19 protein-coding genes are annotated in these 17,005 nt (G+C 72.5%); 10 read left to right on the top strand and 9 right to left on the bottom strand.

Features of this window, described 5'->3' with window-relative positions; translation table 11 throughout:
• The coding region (locus D3A59_RS25930; protein WP_205665141.1) for a hypothetical protein at nt 1-206 on the top strand (206 nt) is incomplete at its 5' end.
• A gap of 221 nt (nt 207-427) precedes the next feature.
• Nucleotides 428-718 (top strand): hypothetical protein, encoded by a 291-nt coding sequence (locus tag D3A59_RS08425; RefSeq protein WP_336470410.1) that lies wholly within the window; start codon nt 428-430, stop codon nt 716-718.
• Nucleotides 719-757: 39 nt separating this feature from the next.
• On the opposite strand, the gene D3A59_RS08430 is transcribed toward D3A59_RS08425, so the two are convergent.
• On the bottom strand, nt 758-1,531 hold the full coding sequence (locus D3A59_RS08430; RefSeq protein ID WP_119154479.1) for a ParA family protein: 774 nt from the start codon (nt 1,529-1,531) through the stop codon (nt 758-760).
• A 228-nt stretch (nt 1,532-1,759) separates the two neighbouring features.
• On the opposite strand from D3A59_RS08430, the gene D3A59_RS25305 reads away from it, so the two are divergent.
• From D3A59_RS25305 to D3A59_RS08445, 4 genes are all read left to right on the top strand, one after another.
• Complete coding sequence (locus tag D3A59_RS25305) at nt 1,760-2,104, top strand: hypothetical protein (RefSeq protein WP_157991452.1); 345 nt, start codon at nt 1,760-1,762, stop codon at nt 2,102-2,104.
• A 209-nt stretch (nt 2,105-2,313) separates the two neighbouring features.
• The gene (locus tag D3A59_RS08435) at nt 2,314-4,359 is read left to right on the top strand and encodes a thioredoxin domain-containing protein (RefSeq protein WP_119154480.1); all 2,046 of its coding nucleotides are present in this window, start codon (nt 2,314-2,316) and stop codon (nt 4,357-4,359) included.
• An 81-nt stretch (nt 4,360-4,440) separates the two neighbouring features.
• Nucleotides 4,441-5,451: an LLM class flavin-dependent oxidoreductase gene (locus D3A59_RS08440; RefSeq protein WP_119154481.1), complete on the top strand. Its 1,011-nt coding sequence runs from the start codon at nt 4,441-4,443 to the stop codon at nt 5,449-5,451.
• A gap of 35 nt (nt 5,452-5,486) precedes the next feature.
• On the top strand, nt 5,487-6,149 hold the full coding sequence (locus tag D3A59_RS08445) for an RluA family pseudouridine synthase (protein WP_119154482.1): 663 nt from the start codon (nt 5,487-5,489) through the stop codon (nt 6,147-6,149).
• A gap of 9 nt (nt 6,150-6,158) precedes the next feature.
• On the opposite strand, the gene D3A59_RS08450 is transcribed toward D3A59_RS08445, so the two are convergent.
• Together D3A59_RS08450 and D3A59_RS08455 are read right to left on the bottom strand one after the other, a co-directional pair.
• On the bottom strand, nt 6,159-7,094 hold the full coding sequence (locus tag D3A59_RS08450) for a DUF389 domain-containing protein (protein ID WP_119154483.1): 936 nt from the start codon (nt 7,092-7,094) through the stop codon (nt 6,159-6,161).
• Between the two features lie 125 nt (nt 7,095-7,219).
• Nucleotides 7,220-7,924, bottom strand: a complete 705-nt coding sequence (locus D3A59_RS08455) for a hypothetical protein (RefSeq protein WP_119154484.1) — start codon at nt 7,922-7,924, stop codon at nt 7,220-7,222.
• A gap of 233 nt (nt 7,925-8,157) precedes the next feature.
• Here D3A59_RS08455 and D3A59_RS08460 point away from each other — a divergent pair, with 233 nt between their 5' ends.
• On the top strand, nt 8,158-9,171 hold the full coding sequence (locus tag D3A59_RS08460; RefSeq protein WP_119154485.1) for a Tim44 domain-containing protein: 1,014 nt from the start codon (nt 8,158-8,160) through the stop codon (nt 9,169-9,171).
• A gap of 176 nt (nt 9,172-9,347) precedes the next feature.
• On the top strand, nt 9,348-10,559 hold the full coding sequence (locus D3A59_RS08465) for an MFS transporter (protein WP_205665142.1): 1,212 nt from the start codon (nt 9,348-9,350) through the stop codon (nt 10,557-10,559).
• Between the two features lie 15 nt (nt 10,560-10,574).
• Here D3A59_RS08465 and D3A59_RS08470 read toward each other — a convergent pair whose 3' ends face one another.
• Both D3A59_RS08470 and thpR read right to left on the bottom strand, forming a co-directional pair.
• Complete coding sequence (locus tag D3A59_RS08470; RefSeq protein WP_157991453.1) at nt 10,575-10,937, bottom strand: hypothetical protein; 363 nt, start codon at nt 10,935-10,937, stop codon at nt 10,575-10,577.
• A gap of 139 nt (nt 10,938-11,076) precedes the next feature.
• Nucleotides 11,077-11,619, bottom strand: coding sequence for an RNA 2',3'-cyclic phosphodiesterase (gene thpR, locus D3A59_RS08475; protein ID WP_157991454.1), 543 nt, complete (start codon nt 11,617-11,619; stop codon nt 11,077-11,079).
• A 133-nt stretch (nt 11,620-11,752) separates the two neighbouring features.
• On the opposite strand from thpR, the gene D3A59_RS08480 reads away from it, so the two are divergent.
• A complete protein-coding gene (locus D3A59_RS08480) occupies nt 11,753-12,427 on the top strand; it encodes a DUF502 domain-containing protein (protein ID WP_240635994.1) in 675 nt (224 codons plus the stop codon).
• Between the two features lie 22 nt (nt 12,428-12,449).
• Here D3A59_RS08480 and D3A59_RS08485 read toward each other — a convergent pair whose 3' ends face one another.
• Complete coding sequence (locus D3A59_RS08485) at nt 12,450-13,043, bottom strand: acyloxyacyl hydrolase (RefSeq protein ID WP_119154605.1); 594 nt, start codon at nt 13,041-13,043, stop codon at nt 12,450-12,452.
• A gap of 130 nt (nt 13,044-13,173) precedes the next feature.
• Between D3A59_RS08485 and D3A59_RS08490 the strand changes: the two genes are divergently transcribed.
• A complete protein-coding gene (locus D3A59_RS08490) occupies nt 13,174-14,139 on the top strand; it encodes an AEC family transporter (RefSeq protein ID WP_119154488.1) in 966 nt (321 codons plus the stop codon).
• Between the two features lie 13 nt (nt 14,140-14,152).
• Here D3A59_RS08490 and D3A59_RS08495 read toward each other — a convergent pair whose 3' ends face one another.
• From D3A59_RS08495 to D3A59_RS08505, 3 genes are all read right to left on the bottom strand, one after another.
• A complete protein-coding gene (locus tag D3A59_RS08495; protein WP_119154489.1) occupies nt 14,153-15,220 on the bottom strand; it encodes a 6-phosphofructokinase in 1,068 nt (355 codons plus the stop codon).
• A gap of 150 nt (nt 15,221-15,370) precedes the next feature.
• A complete protein-coding gene (locus D3A59_RS08500) occupies nt 15,371-15,988 on the bottom strand; it encodes a BON domain-containing protein (protein ID WP_240635995.1) in 618 nt (205 codons plus the stop codon).
• A 186-nt stretch (nt 15,989-16,174) separates the two neighbouring features.
• Nucleotides 16,175-16,663, bottom strand: a complete 489-nt coding sequence (locus D3A59_RS08505) for a hypothetical protein (protein ID WP_157991455.1) — start codon at nt 16,661-16,663, stop codon at nt 16,175-16,177.
• Between the last annotated feature and the right edge of the window lie 342 nt (nt 16,664-17,005).

Below are 17,005 nucleotides of genomic sequence, written 5' to 3' on the forward strand. Positions count from 1 at the left end.
CGCTCACAACCGCCGCTCATCAGCAGCGAAGACCGCTATTCTCGCTCGCTTTTCAATTCCTTGTCAAGCGCTCGGTCTTTTCGGCCGCTTCGCGGTCGACATCCGCCGACCTCGAAGCCCTCGACCACCCAACCCCGGAATCCGTCCTCGACACCGTAGCGCCTTCCCGGATTCCGCTGCCAGGCAGCGAAGAGGTGAGACTTTAGCAGTAGGCAAGGCACCGCGCAAGCACTTTTTTGCTGACCGTTTTCGGTCTCGCAGGCCACTCTTGGAAAGGTGCCCCGCGCCCGAACTTGCGCAAGGCGGGATCCTCCCGGCACCGCCCCCGCCTCGCACGCCGTCAGGGTGTCGCCCCTGCGCGACGAGCACATGCGCGATGATGGCGCCCTTCCACTGACAGGAGCAGCGCTCCGAGAGGCAAGCCAACATGTCGATGAAGAGAACCGATCTGGAAAAGAACAAGGGGTTGAAGATTGCCGGCCAGATGAAGCAGGCGGGAGCGCCCGGCCGCTTTGGCGCCAAAGCGGGGTCGGTCCCCGACCGGCGCGAGCGCCGCCGCATCGAGCAGGCCCAGGGGCTCGTGCCCTTCGCTGTGAAGCTGCACGGCGACCTCGTGAAGGAACTCCATGCGCAGGCCGAAGCGCGCGGGCTTCCCCTCAACGAACTGGTGGCCGGGTTGCTGAAGACCGGGCTGGAGCAGTCCCGCTCGGAGGGGTGAGGAACGCCTCTGTGCAGCAGGGAGCCTGCTCCTCGTTCTTCATCCTTGCTTGCCCAGCGTCTCGTGCAGCGCGAGGAATTCCTGGGTGAGCTTGTGCCGCGCGTCGAGGTGGATCATCGGCAGCGCCTGCTGGTGCGATTCGCGGATCTTCACGGAAGCGCTCAGGTAGGGCTGCAGCACCGGCAGCCCCTCGTCGATCAGTTCCTGCACCAGCTTCTGCGGCAGGTTGGCGCGGGGCTGGAACTGGTTCACGACGATGCCCTCCACGCGCAGCCCCGCATTGTGGTCGGCCCGGATCTCCTGCACGTTCTCGAGCAGCGAGTAGAGCGCGCGACGCGAGAAATCGTCGCAGTCGAACGGAATCAAGCACCCCTCCCCGGCAATCAGCGCCGAGCGGGTATAGAAATTCAGCGCGGGCGGCGTGTCGATGTAGACCCGGTCGTACTCGGAGGCAATCTCTTCCAGCGCCTCGCGCAGCTTGTAGATCTTGTAGCGCGACTCCAGCTTGCCCTGCATCTCCTCGAGCTCCGGATGGGAGGGCAGCACATGCAGTCGCTCGAAGGGCGAAGCATGCACGAACTCGATCACGCTCCTGGGCCGCACGCTGAACTTCAGCATCTGATCGAAGAAGCCGGCCAGTGTCGCCCCGGCAGAGTCGACCGCCGCCCCGAGCAGGTAGTGCGTCGAGTTGCCCTGGGGGTCGAGGTCCACCACCAGGGTCCGCAGCCCCTTCTGGGCGCTGATCGCGGCGAGGTTGCAGGCAATGGTGGACTTGCCCACCCCCCCCTTCTGGTTGAACACGACGTGGCGCATGGACCGGGACCTTTCCTGAACGAGAGCGGGCATCGACCGGTGCAAGGCGGCTGACGTTGCGGCCCCACGGTCACCGGCGACCTCCATTGTGCCGCCGGATGCTGCACCGCCGCATGCAGCAGGAAGAAGCGTGTTTTCCGTCCGGTCCCGGAACAAGCGAGAGGATGACCCGCCGATCCCCCCCCTGAACGGCAATGAATTAGTAACAAAATATGTCAAGAATATGCAATGCTGGTGCTCCCGGAGCGGGACGTCCGGGAAACGAGTTGTCGCGATTTCGAAGAGAAGCGGGAACGTGAGCCGGCGGCACGGCATGCCGCGCACTGTTGGAAGATGATGCGTTTGCTGAGAAGACTGGGGAACTACTGGCTCGGCGCGGTCTACCGCCACCAAGCTGCACGCCGCATGGACCGGGGCATCCATCGGGCCTCGGGTGCCTCGGCAAGGAACTGCGGCAACTGCCTTCGCTGCCTGCAGCCCGGCCCCCTGCCGTTCAAACGCTGCCAAGCCCATCAACTCGTCGTGCATCGCCGCGACATCTGCAGGAATTTCACGCTCAAGGTCGACGCCTGAACCCGGGCATCGCAGGAGGCCGCCGCGCCGGGGTGCCCGAGAGACGCCACCTGCCCCCGACACGAGGACGGCGAGCGCCGGGACCGGACTCGTCGATGCCCGCGCCCTCGTCGCACGCTGTTTGAGCGCGCGGCGCCCCTCCCCATCGGCTCGCCCGCACCGTCCCCCGGGCCGGCGGATTGCTCGCCTCTGCCTCCATGGAGGCGTCGATGGAAAACCGACTCGCCGGCGAGACCTCGCCCTACCTGCTGCAGCATGCCGGCCAGCCGGTGCACTGGCAGCCCTGGGACGGCGAGGCGCTCTCAGCAGCGCGTGCGCAGGACAAGCCGATCCTGCTGTCGATCGGCTACTCGGCCTGCCACTGGTGCCACGTGATGGCGCACGAGTCCTTCGAGGACCCGGACACCGCCGTGCTGATGAACGAGCTGTTCGTCAACATCAAGGTCGACCGGGAGGAGCGCCCCGACCTCGACCAGATCTACCAGGCCGCCCACCTGATGCTCGCACGCCGCGCCGGCGGCTGGCCGCTCACCGCTTTCCTGACGCCCGACGGCACGCCCTTCTTCTGCGGCACCTACTTCCCGCCGCGCGTCGGCCGCGGCCGCCCGGCCTTCCGCGAGGTGCTGCAGTCGGTCGCCACCGCCTGGCAGGAGCAGCGCGAAGCGATCCTGCAGCAGAACGAGGCGGTGCTCGAGACCTATGCGCGCTCGCTGCCGAGACCCAGCGGATCGCCGCCCGTCCTCGACGCAGGGCCGCAGCGCAGTGCGCGCGAGCGGCTCGCGCGCGCCTACGACGCCGAGCACGGCGGCTTCGGTGGCGCGCCGAAGTTCCCGCACCCGACCGACCTCGCCTGGCTGCTGCGCCTCGCGGCGGACGAGGGTGACGCGGGCGCGCGCGGCATGGCGCTGCACACGCTCGGCGCCATGGCGCGCGGCGGCCTGCTCGACCAGCTCGGCGGCGGCTTCTTCCGCTACAGCACCGACCCGCGCTGGGAGATCCCGCACTTCGAGAAGATGCTCTACGACAACGGGCCCTTGCTCGCGCTCTATGCCGATGCGCTTGCGCTGAGCGGCGACGCCTGCCTTGCCCGCGTCGTCGACGACACCGCCGGCTGGCTCCTGCGCGAGATGCAGCACGAGGCAGGCGGCTTCTGCTCCTCGCTCGACGCCGACTCGGCGGGCGAGGAAGGCCGCTTCTATGTCTGGACGCCGGAGGCGGTGCGCGCGCTGCTGACGCCGCCGGAGTGGGCGGTCGCCGAGCCGCACTGGGGTCTCGACGCGGCGCCGAACTTCGAGGGCCGTTTCTGGCACCTGCGGGTCGCCCGCACGCTGCCCGAGCTTGCGCAGCGTCTCGGCGCGTCGGAGGCGGTGCTCGCCGACCGGCTCGCCTCGGCACGCGGGAAGCTGCTCGCGGCGCGCGAGACGCGCCTGCGGCCCGGCCGCGACGACAAGGTGCTGACGAGCTGGAACGCGCTGGCGATCGCCGGGCTGGCGCGCGCGGGCGCGGTGCGGGGCCGGCCCGAGTGGCTCGCCGCGGCGCGGCGCGCGCTCGGCTTCGTCCGCGGCACGCTGTGGACCGATGGCCGGCTGCTCGCGACCTGGAAGGACGGGCGCGCGCATCTCGACGCCTACCTCGACGACCATGCCTGGCTGCTCGAGGCGCTGCTGGCGCTGATGCAGGCGGACTTCCGGCCCGCGGACCCGGTGTGGGCGGGCGAGCTGGCCGAGGCACTGCTCGCGCGCTTCGAGGATCCGTCCGACGGCGGCTTCTTCTTCACCGCGCACGACCACGAGCGGCTGATCCACCGCCCGAAGCCGGTGCACGACAGCCCGCTGCCGGCCGGCAACGCGAGCGCCGCGCTGGCGCTGCAGCGCCTCGGGCACCTGCTCGGCGAGCCGCGCTACCTGCGCGCCGCCGAGCGCACGCTCGAGCTCTTCGCCCCCTCGCTCGCCGAGCACCCCGGCGGCCAGGGCAGGCTGCTCGAGGCGCTGGCCGAGCACCTGCGGCCGCCGACGCTCGTGATCCTGCGCGGCGAGCAGGCCGGTGCCTGGCGCGACGCGCTGCTCGCGCAGTACGCGCCGGGGCGGCTGGTCATCGCGCTGCCGGGGCACGAGGCGGCGCTGCCGGCCGCGCTGGCACGCCCCCTGCCACCGCCCGGCCACACGGCCGCCTGGGTCTGCCGCGGCACGCAGTGCCTGGCGCCGGTGCAAGACGAGGACGCGCTGCGCGCCCTGCTCGGCCCCCCGCCGCCCTGAGACGCGCCGGTCCCGGCGCCCCTCGCGGCGTCCGCCCGGATTGCCGACAATGATCCCTTCCTCCCGCACTGACGAGGTCGCATGAAACTTTCCGTCCTGGACCAGTCCGTCGCCCTGAGCGGCCACGGCGAAGACGAAGCGATCCGCGACACCGTGTCGCTTGCCGAGCACTGCGAGGCGCTCGGCTACGACCGCTTCTGGCTCAGCGAGCACCACAGCCTGCCGACCATCGTCGGCACCGCGCCCGAGGTGCTGATGGCCGCGATCGCGATGCGCACGCAGCGCATCCGCATCGGCAGCGCCGGCGTGATGCTGCCGCACTACTCGGCGCTGAAGGTCGCGGAGCAGTTCCGCGTGCTGGACTCGCTGGCGCCGGGCCGCATCGACCTCGGCGTCGGCCGCGCGCCGGGCGGCGACATGCGCACCGCGCGCGCGTTGAACCCGAACGCCTACATGGCGGCCGAGAACTTCCCCGAGCAGGTGCAGGACCTGCAGGCCTGGCTCACCGGGCTGCCGCACCGCGGCATCTGCGCGCACCCGGCCGGCCCGATCGGCGACCGCACCTTCGAGCGCATCCCCGACGTCTGGATGCTCGGCAGCTCCGACTACGGCGCGCGGCTCGCGGCGCAGCTCGGCCTGCCCTACGCCTTCGCCTACTTCTTCATGGACGGCGACGGGGTCGATGAGTCGCTCGCCCTCTACCGCTCGCTCTACAGCCCGAGCGAGCGCCATCCGAAGCCGCAGGCGACGATCTGCGTCTGGGCGCTGGCCGCCGACACCGACGAGGAGGCGCGCCACCACGCGCTCAGCCGCGAGCGCTGGCGGCTCGACCGCGCGCGCGGCGTGTTCGGGCCGCTGCAGTCCCCGGACACGGTGGCGACGGTCGGCTTCTCGGCGTCGGAGCTGGAGACGCTGGCGATCGCGCGCAGCAAGGCCTTCGTCGGCAGCGCCGAGCGGGTCGCCGAGCAGCTGCGCGAGCTCGCCGGGCGGCTCGCGCTCGACGAGCTCGTGATCAACACCTGGGCCCACGACCCGGCGGTGCGCCGCCACTCCTACGCGCTGATCGCGCGCGAGTTCGGCAAGGCGGGCTGAGCCGGGCCGCGGCGGCGCATGGACAATGCGCGCCGATGGAACAAGCCCCCCCGACCGAGCCGCCGCTCGAGCTGCTGCACGCCGACGAGGCCCTGCTCGTGCTGGTCAAGCCCGCCGGGCTGCTCGCGGTGCCGGGCCGCGGCGAGGACAAGCAGGACTGCCTCGCGGCGCGCGCGCAGGCCTGCTTTCCCGACGCCCGCGTCGTGCACCGGCTCGACATGTCCACCTCCGGCCTGATGCTGATGGCGCGCGGCGATGAGGCACAACGCCGGCTCGGCCGCGCCTTCGAGACGCGGCGGGTGCACAAGCGCTACGTCGCGCTCGTCGACGGAAGGCTGGGGCTGGCGGGCGGCGGCTGGCGCACGCTCGAGCTGCCGCTCGCCTGCGACTGGCCGAATCGCCCGCGGCAGATCGTCAGCTTCGAGCACGGCAAGCCGGCCGTGACGCGCTGGCGCGTGCTCGCGCACGACCTGCCGCCCGGCACCACCCGCGTCGAGCTCGAGCCGGTCACCGGCCGCTCGCACCAGCTGCGCGTGCACATGCGCGCGCTCGGCCACCCGATGCTCGGCGACGCGCTCTACGCCTCCCCGGCCGTGCAGGCGCTCGCCCCCCGGCTGCTGCTGCACGCCTGGCGCCTCGAGCTCGAGCATCCGGCCAGCGGCGCGGCGATGGAGTTCGAGTGCCCGCCGCCGTTCTGAGCCGGTCCTTCAGTCGACGATGCCGCGGCGGTGGATGCGCCAACGTTTCCAGCCGAACACCAGCCCCGAGGTCAGGATCACCAGCAGGGCATCGAGCAGCCAGCGCTTGGCCCCCTGGGCGGATAGGTAGGGGTCGCCCAGCACCAGCCCGAGGCTGACCATCGCCGCCGCGGGCACCAGCGCCAGCGCGATCATCACGCCGGCGGTGAGCACCGAGCGGTGCGTCGCGAGCACGATCGCGCCGACCACGCCCGCGAGCAGCGAGACGAGGATCGAACTCGCGGAGATCGAGACCCAGTACGACAGCAGCGAGCCCTGCGCGAGGTAGGCACTGCCGCTCATCGGAAGCTGCAGCATGTCCATCGCCAGCATCAGCAGCGGCGCCAGCAGCGCACCCGCGAGCAGCGCGAGATAGCCCTTCAGGACGTCGGCCAGCCCGCGGCGCAGGCCGTGTCCCCCGCAACCCAGCCCCAGGCCCATGCGCGACAGCGGCTCGAAGCCCGGCGCCACCACCATCGCCGCGATGACCACGTGCAGAGAGTCCGTCAGCAGGCCGATCGACGCCAGCGCTCCGCTGCAGGCCATGTTGACCAGCGAGTTGGCGCTCATGTGGCTCTCGGCGACGATCATGAAGTCGATCTCCTCCCAGGTCGCCTCGCTGCTGTCGTGGGCCAGCGCGCGCAGGTGCGGCGAGGACACCACGCTGGCCGGGCGCTGCGTGCTCACCGAACTGCCCTCCCCGCGCAGCAGCCCACGCTCGTCGAGCCAGCCCACCACCTGCGGCAGCGCGCGGCCGAGCACCGTGAGGCGGATCACGTCGCCGGGCGGCGTCAGCGATGCGCCCGGCTGCAGCTGCACCTGCATCACGCCGCTCATCGCCTGCAGTCTTTCCACGACGGCGCCGGAGTGCTTGGACGGAAGGACAATCTCGACGGTTCTCGTCATCGCGCGCCCCTTTCAAGGAGGCCGGCAGGCACACCCGGACGGCGCCCTGCACGGCTGTTCCGCCCGGGGCAAACGCGATGCCGTCGCGGGGTCCGGTTCCTTGACGGGGCCGCGCACGCGAAGCGCTAGCGGGACGCGGCCCCTCCCGGCGCCGGGTCACCAGCGGAGCGATGCAGTGGCGCGCTCAGCCGCTCGAAGCGCGCCGGCGCGACGTACTGCAGCACCTCGCGCCCCTTCGCGTCGAGCGTCAGCGCCAGCCCCTTGCCCGGGTAGAGGAAGTGCTCGACCTGCTCGGAGGTGCGGATGCGCTCGGCCGGCTCGCCGAAACGCTGCAGCACCACCGCCTCGTCGAGCTGCGCCGACGGGACGAAGCTGATGCCGAGCAGCGGCGCACGCAGCGCCGCCTCCACGTCCTCGGGATGCAGCGTGAAGCGGCGCGTGGTGCTGTCCATGAACTCCGTCTTGACCGCGCGCTCGCGCAGGCGCTGCACCTGCCGCGCCGGCAGGTCCGCGGCGAGCACCATGCGCCCCGTCACGACGCCGGCGGTGAGGTTCTCGAAATAGGCCTCGAGCGCGCCGCTCTCGCCCGGTGCCGCGACCACCGCGAGCTGCATCTCCGGGCCCCACAGTGCGCGTGCGTCGCCGAGCGTGGCCCCGCCGCCGAGGGCGAGCCCGAACACCCGCGAGGCGCCGCCCTCGAGCGGCTCGATCTGCCACGGCAGGTGGCGAATCGGCTCCGATGGCTGCGGGCCGCGCACGGCATGCCAGACGACCGGCGCGATCAGCACGAGCGCCACCAGCAGCAGGATCAGGGCGAGAGCTTTCTTCATGAGGGCGGGATGCGGCCAAGGGGTCGGGAGGACAGGCCGATTGTCGCGCCCCCGGCGCACGCCGCCCGCCCCGCTTGGTTACCATCGTCGCTCGGCCGCGCAGCGGCAGGAAAAAACGTCCCCGGGCGTGCGATTTGCGGAACCTGCGGCATCCGCGCGAGTCCTATACCTTCAAGCCCCTGGTCAAGAGCCGCAGGTGCGGCTCAGGGCAGTCGATCGAGGAGACCCTTCAAATGAAAAAGATGTTTGTCGGCGCGATGGTCGCGCTGATGGCGGTGGGCATGACGGCGACGTCCATCGATGTCGAGGCCAAGCGGCTCGGCGGCGGGGGCTCGTCCGGCATGAGCCGGCAGACGCCGGCACGCCAGGCGCCCACCAATCCTCCGCCGCAGCAGCACCCCGCGCAGAACAACGCCGCCGGGCAGAACACGACCAATCCGGGCGGCCAGGCCCCGGCGAGCCCGGCAGCCGCCGCGCCCGTCGCGGGTGCCGCCGCGGGCGCTGCCGCGCAGGGCGCGCGCCGCTCGTGGATGGGTCCGATCGCCGGCCTCGCCGCCGGTCTCGGCCTCGCGGCGCTGGCGAGCCACCTCGGCTTCGGCGAGGAGCTGGCCAACTTCATGATGCTGATGCTGATCGGCATCGTGGCGTTCGCGCTGATCGCCTTCCTGGTGCGCCGCTTCGCCGCCAACAAGGCACAGGGTGCGCGCGGCATGCAGTACGCCGGCGCGGGCGCGCCGATGGGCAATACGCTGTCCGGCCAGGACTCGGCACTGCAGCGCAGCGGCACCGCGATGGGCGGCAGCTACGGCAGCCCGGCGGCCTCGACCGGCCTCGCGGCCGCGCCGCTGGTCCAGACCGGCGCCCCGTCCGCGCTGCCGGCCGACTTCGACCGCAGCGCCTTCGAGCGTGTCGCGAAGCTGATCTTCATCCGCCTGCAGGCTGCCAACGATGCCGGCGACCTCGAGGACCTGCGCCGCTTCACGACGCCGGAGATGTTCGCCGCGGCGCGGCTCGACATCCAGGACCGCCGCGGCGGCGCCCAGCAGACCGACGTCGTGCAGCTCGACGCCGAGGTGGTCGACTTCGCCCGCGAGAGCGACCGCGAGGTGGTGAGCGTGCGCTACCACGGCCTGATCCGCGAGGAGGCCAACGGCACCGCCCAGACCTTCGACGAGATCTGGCACCTGGTGCGGCCGGCCGACGGCAGCCGCGAGTGGGCGATCGCCGGCATCCAGCAGAGCGCCTGACGCCCCGTCGGGAGACGGCGCCCGCCGCGCTCCCGCAATGAAGGAACGACGCCCCGGCCGGGCCCGCCCGCCGGGGCGTTTCTTCGTCAGGGGACGGGCATGCTGCGGCCCGCACGGCACGCCGTGTCCTTGCGCGCTAAGCTCGCTGCCTTTTGCCGGCAGCCCCCCCGACCACCGTGGCCCCCGACTCCCTGCTCTCGTTCCGCGCCTTCCTGCAGTTCTGGTGGGCGCGCCTGGCCGGCACCTCGGCCAACCAGATGATGATGGTGGCGGTCGGCTGGCAGATGTACGACCTCACCGGCAGCGCCTGGGACCTGGGCCTGGTCGGGCTGCTGCAGTTCCTGCCGGCGCTGGCGCTGACGCTGGTGGCCGGCCATGTCGCCGACCGCTTCCGGCGCGAGCGGGTGCTCGCGCTGTGCATGGCGGCGCAGCTCGCGGTGGTCGCGGTGCTGCTCGCGGCGACGCAGGGGGGCTGGGCGAGCCGCGACCTGCTGCTCGGCCTGTCGCTCGCGCTCGGCGGCGCCAAGGCCTTCCAGATGCCCTCGCAGCAGGCGCTCGCGCCGCTGCTGGTGCCGGCGGCGGTGCTGCCGCGGGCGTTGGCCTTCAGCTCGGCCGGCATGCAGGGGGCGATCATCGCCGGGCCGGCGATCGGCGGCTTCATCTACGTCGCGGGCGCCTCGGCGGTCTACACGGTCTGCGCGCTGCTGTTCGCGCTCGCCGCCGCGCTGCTGCTGCGCCTGCGCTACGACCACGAGCCGCCGCCGCGCGAGCCGGTGACGCTCGCCTCGCTGCTGGCCGGGGTGCGCTACATCCGCGAGCGCCGCGTGGTGCTCGGCGCGATCTCGCTCGACCTGTTCGCGGTGCTGCTCGGCGGCGCCACGGCGCTGCTGCCGATCTTCGCGAAGGACGTGCTGCATGTCGGGCCCTGGGGCCTGGGCCTGCTGCGCGGCGCGCCGGCGGTGGGCGCGCTGCTGATGTCGATCGCGCTGACGCGCTGGCCGATCACGCGCCGCGCCGGCGCGCTGATGTTCGCCGCGGTGGCGGTCTACGGCGTCGCGACGCTGGTGTTCGCGCTGTCGGAAGTGTTCGCGCTATCGCTCGCCGCGCTGGCGGTCTCGGGCGCGGCCGACATGGTCAGCGTCGTGATCCGCCAGTCGCTGGTGCAGCTCGAGACGCCGGACGCGATGCGCGGGCGCGTCAGCGCGGTCAATTCGGTCTTCATCGGTGCCTCGAACCAGCTCGGCGAGTTCGAGTCGGGCGCGACCGCGGCGCTGCTCGGGCCGGTCGGCTCGGTGGTGCTCGGCGGCGCCGGCACGCTGCTGGTGGCGGGGCTGTGGATGCGCCTCTTCCCGGAGCTGGCGCGGCGCGAGAAGCTCGCGCAGGGCTGAGCGCCGGTCCCCGCGTCAGCGCCGCGACGGCAGGCTGGCCGGGGGAACCTCGCGCACCTCGACGTCCACTACCTCGGCGTCGACGACCCTCGCGCCGCCGCGCCAGGCTTGCGCGCCGCCCGCCGGCCGCCGCATGCCCGCGGCCGTGAAAGGCCGGCGGGCGGTGGCGGCGCGGAACATGCGCCAGTACAGGCCCATCTGCGGACCGCGCCCGCGCAGCAGGCCCCACAGCACCATGCCGAGCACCGCGACCAGGCCGGCCGCGAGCAAGGCCAGCGTGAACACCAGCCCGCAGAGCAGCAGCACGCCTCGCAGCAGCGCGGAGACGATTCGTCGGGGCAGGTCGGCCAGGGCGTTCATCACGGGACTTTCGGGCATTGCAAAGAATTCTTAGATGGCGGTGGCGGCGAAAGTTTCAAGCCGACAGGCGAATCCGCGATCAATCCGGCCCGGCTCCCGTCCCCGTGTGCGCAGGGACTGCTCTCCCGCTCCGCCCCCCTCGCCCCCCTCGCCGCCATCAGCCCGGCGCCTCGGCCAGGACCCGGTAGCCGCCATGGGGACGCACCGACTCGACCAGCACCGCGCCGCGCGCCGTCCAGGGGATCGGATCGAACTGCAAGGGCGGACGGGCCTGGTGAGCGCGTCGCGCCAGCGTCACGTGCGGCGCGAAGGGACGGGTCTCGGTCGGCAGCCCCAGCGCATGCAGCGCCGCCGCGAGCCGGGAATGCAGCTCGACCAGCGCGGCGGGCGCCTCGGGCGCGAGCAGCACCGCCAGGCCGCCGCGCCAGAGCACCGGCTGCGCCAGCAGCATCCCGAACGGCGCCTGCGCCGGCGGCAGTGCGGCGGCGAGAGCGGGCAGCAGCGCACGCGGCAGCTCGCCGAGGAAGTGCAGCGTCATGTGCAGGCGCTCCGGCCGGGTCAGCGACACGCCCGGCGGCCAGGACCAGGCGCGCTGGTGCGCGAGCAGTGCCTCCCTCAGCGGGGGCTCGGGCCACAATGCGTAGAAGAGGCGCGCCGTCGATGCGGCGCCGCTGGCAGGAACGGTGTCGTCGGCAGGCATGGTCGAAGGTCGACAGGCAAACCGGGCGCCCGCCGGCCCGCCCCCCGCCAAGGGGGTCAGGGTCCGTGCCTTGCCGCGCCCCGACACCGGACACTGCTGCCTCCACGTCCCCATCCTTCCCCTGACGATCCCCGTGAAATCCTCGTTCCGACACCTCCTGCGCACCTTCCTCGCCGGCCTGCTCGCCGTGCTGCCGCTGGCCGCCACCTTCCTGATCATCCTGTGGCTGGGCAGCCTGGTCTACTCGCTGCTCGGGCCCAACAGCCTGCTCGGCACGGTGCTGGTCGCGCTCGGCCTCGGCGTCACCGGCTCGGTGTGGCTGAGCTACCTGATCGGCATCGGCCTGGTGCTGCTCGGCGTGTTCGGGCTCGGCGTGGTGGTCGAGACCGGCGTGCAGCGCGGGCTGTCCAGCGCGATCTCGTCGGCGCTGCAGCGCATCCCGCTGGTGCGCAGCATCCACGACCTCGTCACCCGCGTGGTGGAGCTGATGGCGCGGCGCGAGCCGGCGAACAAGGACGGACTGCGCTCGATGAGCCCGGTGTGGTGCCACTTCGGCGGCCCGGGCGGCGCGGCGGTGCTGGCGCTGCTGTCCACGCCGCAGCCGTTGACGATCGACGGGCGGCTCTACCACGCGGTGGTGGTGCCGACCGCGCCAGTGCCGATCGGCGGCGGGCTGCTCTATGTGCCGCAGGAATGGGTGAAGCCGGCCGACGTCGGCATGGAGGCGCTCACCAGCATCTACGTGTCGATGGGCGTGACTTCCGCCCAGCACCTGGCGCCGGCAGGCGAGCGGTCCGTCGCCTCGTAGCCCGACGCCCGCCGTCGCGGATTCAGTCGAAGCGCGCCGCGTAGCGCAACTGCACGAAGTTCTCGCCCGGATTGGGCCGGCGCACCCCGGCGTTCGAGAAGTGCTGCACCCGCAGCAGCAGCTCGTGCCGGCGGTCCGCCCCGAAGCTGCGGCCGAGCGCGACGTGGTCGCCGAAGTTGAAGTGCGTCGAGAAGCGCTTCTCGCCGGTGTCGTAGCGCGAGCTGGAGTAGGTCAGCCCGATCGCGCCCTCGGCGAACCAGTCGGAGGCGCCGCCGCCGGGCCGCCAGCGGAACACCGGCGTCAGCGCGAACTGGTTGAGCCCGCTGCGCGGCGCGGTGTCGTGCCCGATGCGCCAGCGGCTCAGCGAGGCCTCCCAGTAGCCGCCGAGCTCGCCGCCCGCGACGCGCCAGCGGCGCTCCCAGGGCCAGGTCAGGCCCGCCGTCAGCGCCCCCACGTCCTCGCCCGCTCCGGCCTGCACGAAGCCCCCCTGCGGCGCCCAGGCCGGCTGCGCGAGCAGCGGGCCGCCGGAGCCGACCAGCAGCGCGCCGAGCAGCCAGGCGGAGCCGCGCCGGGCCGCAGGAGAGCGCAGGATCGATGAGGTCGTCGGGGTGTGCATGCTGGAGATGATCGGCCGCTGCGGCATGTGCTGCGCAGCCCTGAGTTGCGGGGATGGTGCCTGAAGGGCAAGTGCCGTTCTCGGCCCCCTGGAGCAATGGCGAGCGTTCCGTTTGGATAATCCCGCCCCCATGACGATGCAGATGCTGTTGAAGCTGCTGGCGATTGCCGCGGTGGTGCTGGTGGGCTGGGTGGCGGGGCGCACGCGCTGGCTCGGCAGCGACGATGCCGCGCGCGTGCTGTCGAACGCGGCCTTCCTCGTGTTCACGCCGGCGCTGCTGTTCCGCACCACCGCGCGCATCGACCTGACGACGCTGCCCTGGTCGCTGCTGGCGGCCTTCTTCGTGCCGGTGCTGGGCTTCGCGATGGCGCTCTATCTGCTGCAGCGCCGTCGCGCCCGCGAGGACGACGCGCCGGCGCCCGCGGTGCGCACCATCTCCGCGATCTTCGGCAACCAGGCGCAGCTCGGCGTGCCGATGGCCACGGCCCTCTTCGGCGAGGCGGGACTCGCGGTGCACCTGACGATCCTGAGCGTGCACGCGCTGACGCTGCTGACGCTGCTGACGCTGCTGGCCGAGATGGACGTGGCGCACGCCCGGGCGCGCACGCTCGGCGCGCGCCCGCACCTCGGCCGCATGCTGTGGACCACCGCGCGCAACACCGTGATCCACCCGGTGGTGCTGCCGGTGATCGCCGGCCTCGCCTTCAACCTCACGGGCGCGACGCTGCCCGGCGCGGTCGACGAGATCCTGCTGATGTTCGCGCAGGCGGTGGTGCCGCTGTGCCTGCTGGCGATCGGCATGTCGCTGGCGCACTACGGGCTCGCCGGCTCGCTGCGCGAGGCGCTGCCGCTCGCGGCGGCCAAGCTGCTGGCGCTGCCGCTGCTGGTGGCGCTGGTCGGCCACTTCGTCGCGGGACTGCACGGGCTGCCGCTGACGGTGATGGTGCTCGCCGCCGGCATGCCCACCGGCTCGAACGCGCTGATGTTCGCGCAGCGCTACCGCAGCCGCGAGGGCGAGGCGACCGCGACGATCGTGCTGAGCACGCTCGGCTTCGTCGCCACCGCGCCGCTGTGGCTGTGGCTGCTGCTGGACTGAGGCTCCGTCCGGCTCAGCGCCGCTCGCCGAGCGAGACGCCGAGGCTGCGCGCGGTGTCGAGCAGCGGATGGTCGATCGGCACGCAGCGGTTGAGGCCCGCCACCTGCGCGAGCGGCACGCTGACGCAGTCGGCGCCCTGCAGCGTCACCATGCGGCCGAACTCGCCGCGCTGCACGAGGCGCGCCGCGGCATGGCCGAAGCGGGTGGCGAGCACGCGGTCGAAGGCGGTCGGCGCGCCGCCGCGCTGCACGTGGCCGAGCAGCGTGGCGCGCACCTCGCTCGAGAGGTGCTGCTCGAGTTGCGCGCGCAGCACCTGGCCGACGCCGCCGAGGCGCAGCGGATCGGGGCTGTCGGCGAGGCGGGCCTGCACGGTCAGCGTGCCGCCGGCAGGCTTGGCGCCCTCGGCGACGCAGACGATGGTGTAGCCCTGCGCCTGCTCGCGCTCGCGGCACAGCGCGACCAGCGCGTCGAGCTCGTAGGGGATCTCGGGAATCAGGATCGCGTCGGCGCCGCCGGCGATGCCGGCCTCCAGCGCGATCCAGCCGGCATAGCGGCCCATCGTCTCGACGATCATCACGCGGCCGTGGCTGCGCGCGGTGGTCTCGAGCCGCTCGATCGCATCCGTCACGACCGCCACCGCGCTGTCGAAGCCGAAGCTGCGGTCGTTGTGCATCAGGTCGTTGTCGATCGTCTTCGGCACGCCGACCACCGGCACGCCGAGCTGGCTGAAGCGGTGCGCGATCGCCATCGTGCCGTCGCCGCCGATCGCGACCAGCGCGTCGAGCCCGAGCTCGCGCAGGTAGTCGAGCACCTGCGCCGAGACGTCGGCGCCGCCCGCGCCGAACCAGCGGAAGGGGTCGGCGCGGTTGTGCGTGCCGAGGATCGTGCCGCCCTGGCCCAGGATGCCGCCGACGGCACGCGCGTCGAGCGGGCGCACGCGCCGCTCGACAAGCCCGAGGAAGCCGCGTTCGATGCCGGTGACGCGCGCGCCGCACTCGTTGATCAGCGCCTTCGTGACGACGCGGATCACCGCGTTGAGGCCGGGGCAGTCGCCGCCGCCGGTCAGCACGCCGACATGCATGGGGAATCTCCTTCGCGCGAGGGTAGGACGACGATCCCCCGATTGTGCCGGGCCTCGCGCCGGTGGCGGCACGGAGGCGGGGATCGCCGCGGACCGTCCGCCCGGGAAGGACCCCGCACCGCGCGTGCGGCGCGGTTCCGCCCGCCTTCCTCAGCGCGCTTCGACCTTCAGCTCGTTCTCGACTTCCTTGACGCCGCGCACCTTCTGCGCGAGTTGCGTCGCACGCTGCGCGGCCTCCTGGCTGGGCGCGGTGCCGCTGAGCGTGACGCGCGAGTTCTCCGTGTCGACGTTGATGCGCAGCGCGCTGAGCTGCTCGTCGCGCGCCAGCTCGGCGTTCACGCTGGCGGTGATCGCCGCGTCGGCGACGGCGTCGGTGGCCGCATCGGCGCCGCGGGCGGTGGCGTCCATCGCCCGCTCGCCGGCGTTCTGGATCGCGTTGCCGGCCTTCTCCGTGGTGTTCTCCGTCGCCTGGCCGGCCCGCTCGGCGGCGGCGCCCGCCTGCGGCGTCCCGGTGACGACCGCGTCCTGCTGGCCGGGAACCGACGGGGCGGCATCCGCGGGCCGGTTGACCATCGTGCCGGCTGCCGTGTCGGAGCCGCTCGAGCCGCTCGCATCGCGGCTGCTCTCGACCGTCGCATTGCTGCTGTCCCCGGCGCGCTGCTCGCTCCCTTGCGTGCCTGCCGCATCCCGGCCTTCGTTGTTGGAGGGGCTGCAAGCCGTCAAGGCCAGCGCCGCCGCGAGCGTACCCACCACAGTCAATGCTTTCATGCTTCTGTTCTCCTTCACAGGATGGAGGCCGCAGCGCGAGGCGCGGCCGATCTTCACCCGGCAGCCGCCGTGGCGACGGCTTCGAGACCGGGGACGGTTCCGGGAGGGCCCCGGGAGGGGCCCCCATGCCCGGATCACGGCAATGCATGTGCCCGGCGGCCGTCACGACGGCCGGGCGCAGCAGCCTCACTGGCGCTTGCGGTTCTGCTCTTCGTTGGTGTCAGAAGTGCCGGTCGTTCCTGCACCGGAACCGCTCGTTCCGGTGCTGCCGCCCATCCCGCCGCTGCTGCTGCCCATCCCGCCGCTGCTGCCGCTGGCATCCGAGCCGCCGGTCGCGCCCGAGCCGCTCATGCCGCCCGTGCCGCCGGCCGAGCCGCTCGGCCCCGAGGCGCCCATGCCCCCGCTGGTGCCGGTGCCGCCGCTGGCGTCCGCGCCGCCGCCCGAGCCCGTCGCTCCCGAGGGGCTGCCGAGGCTGCCGCTCGCGCCCGTGGTGCCGGACGCATCCGTGCTGCCGGTCGCGCCGGTGGTGCCCGCGGTGCCCGAAGGGCTGGTCGTGCTGCTGTTCGACGTGCCCGATGCGTCCGAGCCCTGGGCGCCGGCGCCCTCGTCGTTGCGGCCGCAGGCGCTCAGCGCGAGTGCGACGGCAAGTGCTCCTGCCACGGTCAATGCTTTCATCTCTGCTCTCCTGATGGGAATGGATGCCGCCTCGAGAAACGCGGCTGATTTCCGCCCAGTGCCTGTCCCGCAGGGGGGCTTCAAGACAGCGGGTACGGTTGCTGTGGACGTCGTCTCGCGGCGACGCCCGTGCCGGGGACTCGGCAACGGCCATGCCTGCAGATGCAAGGAAACGCAAGGTGGGAATCCGTTCCTGATGACCGTTTCGCCGACTTGGGCGCGTTCTTGGTGTACAGTCGCTGCCGTCAGCGATACACAGGACCGTGGTTCTTCGAGGTCTTTCTTCAGCCCGCCTTCTCCCCGAAGGTGGCGCCGTTTGATCCCCCCAGGCAGGCGTTTCTT

It is taken from the genome of Caldimonas tepidiphila (assembly GCF_003569765.1).
Lineage (GTDB): Bacteria > Pseudomonadota > Gammaproteobacteria > Burkholderiales > Burkholderiaceae_C > Caldimonas > Caldimonas tepidiphila.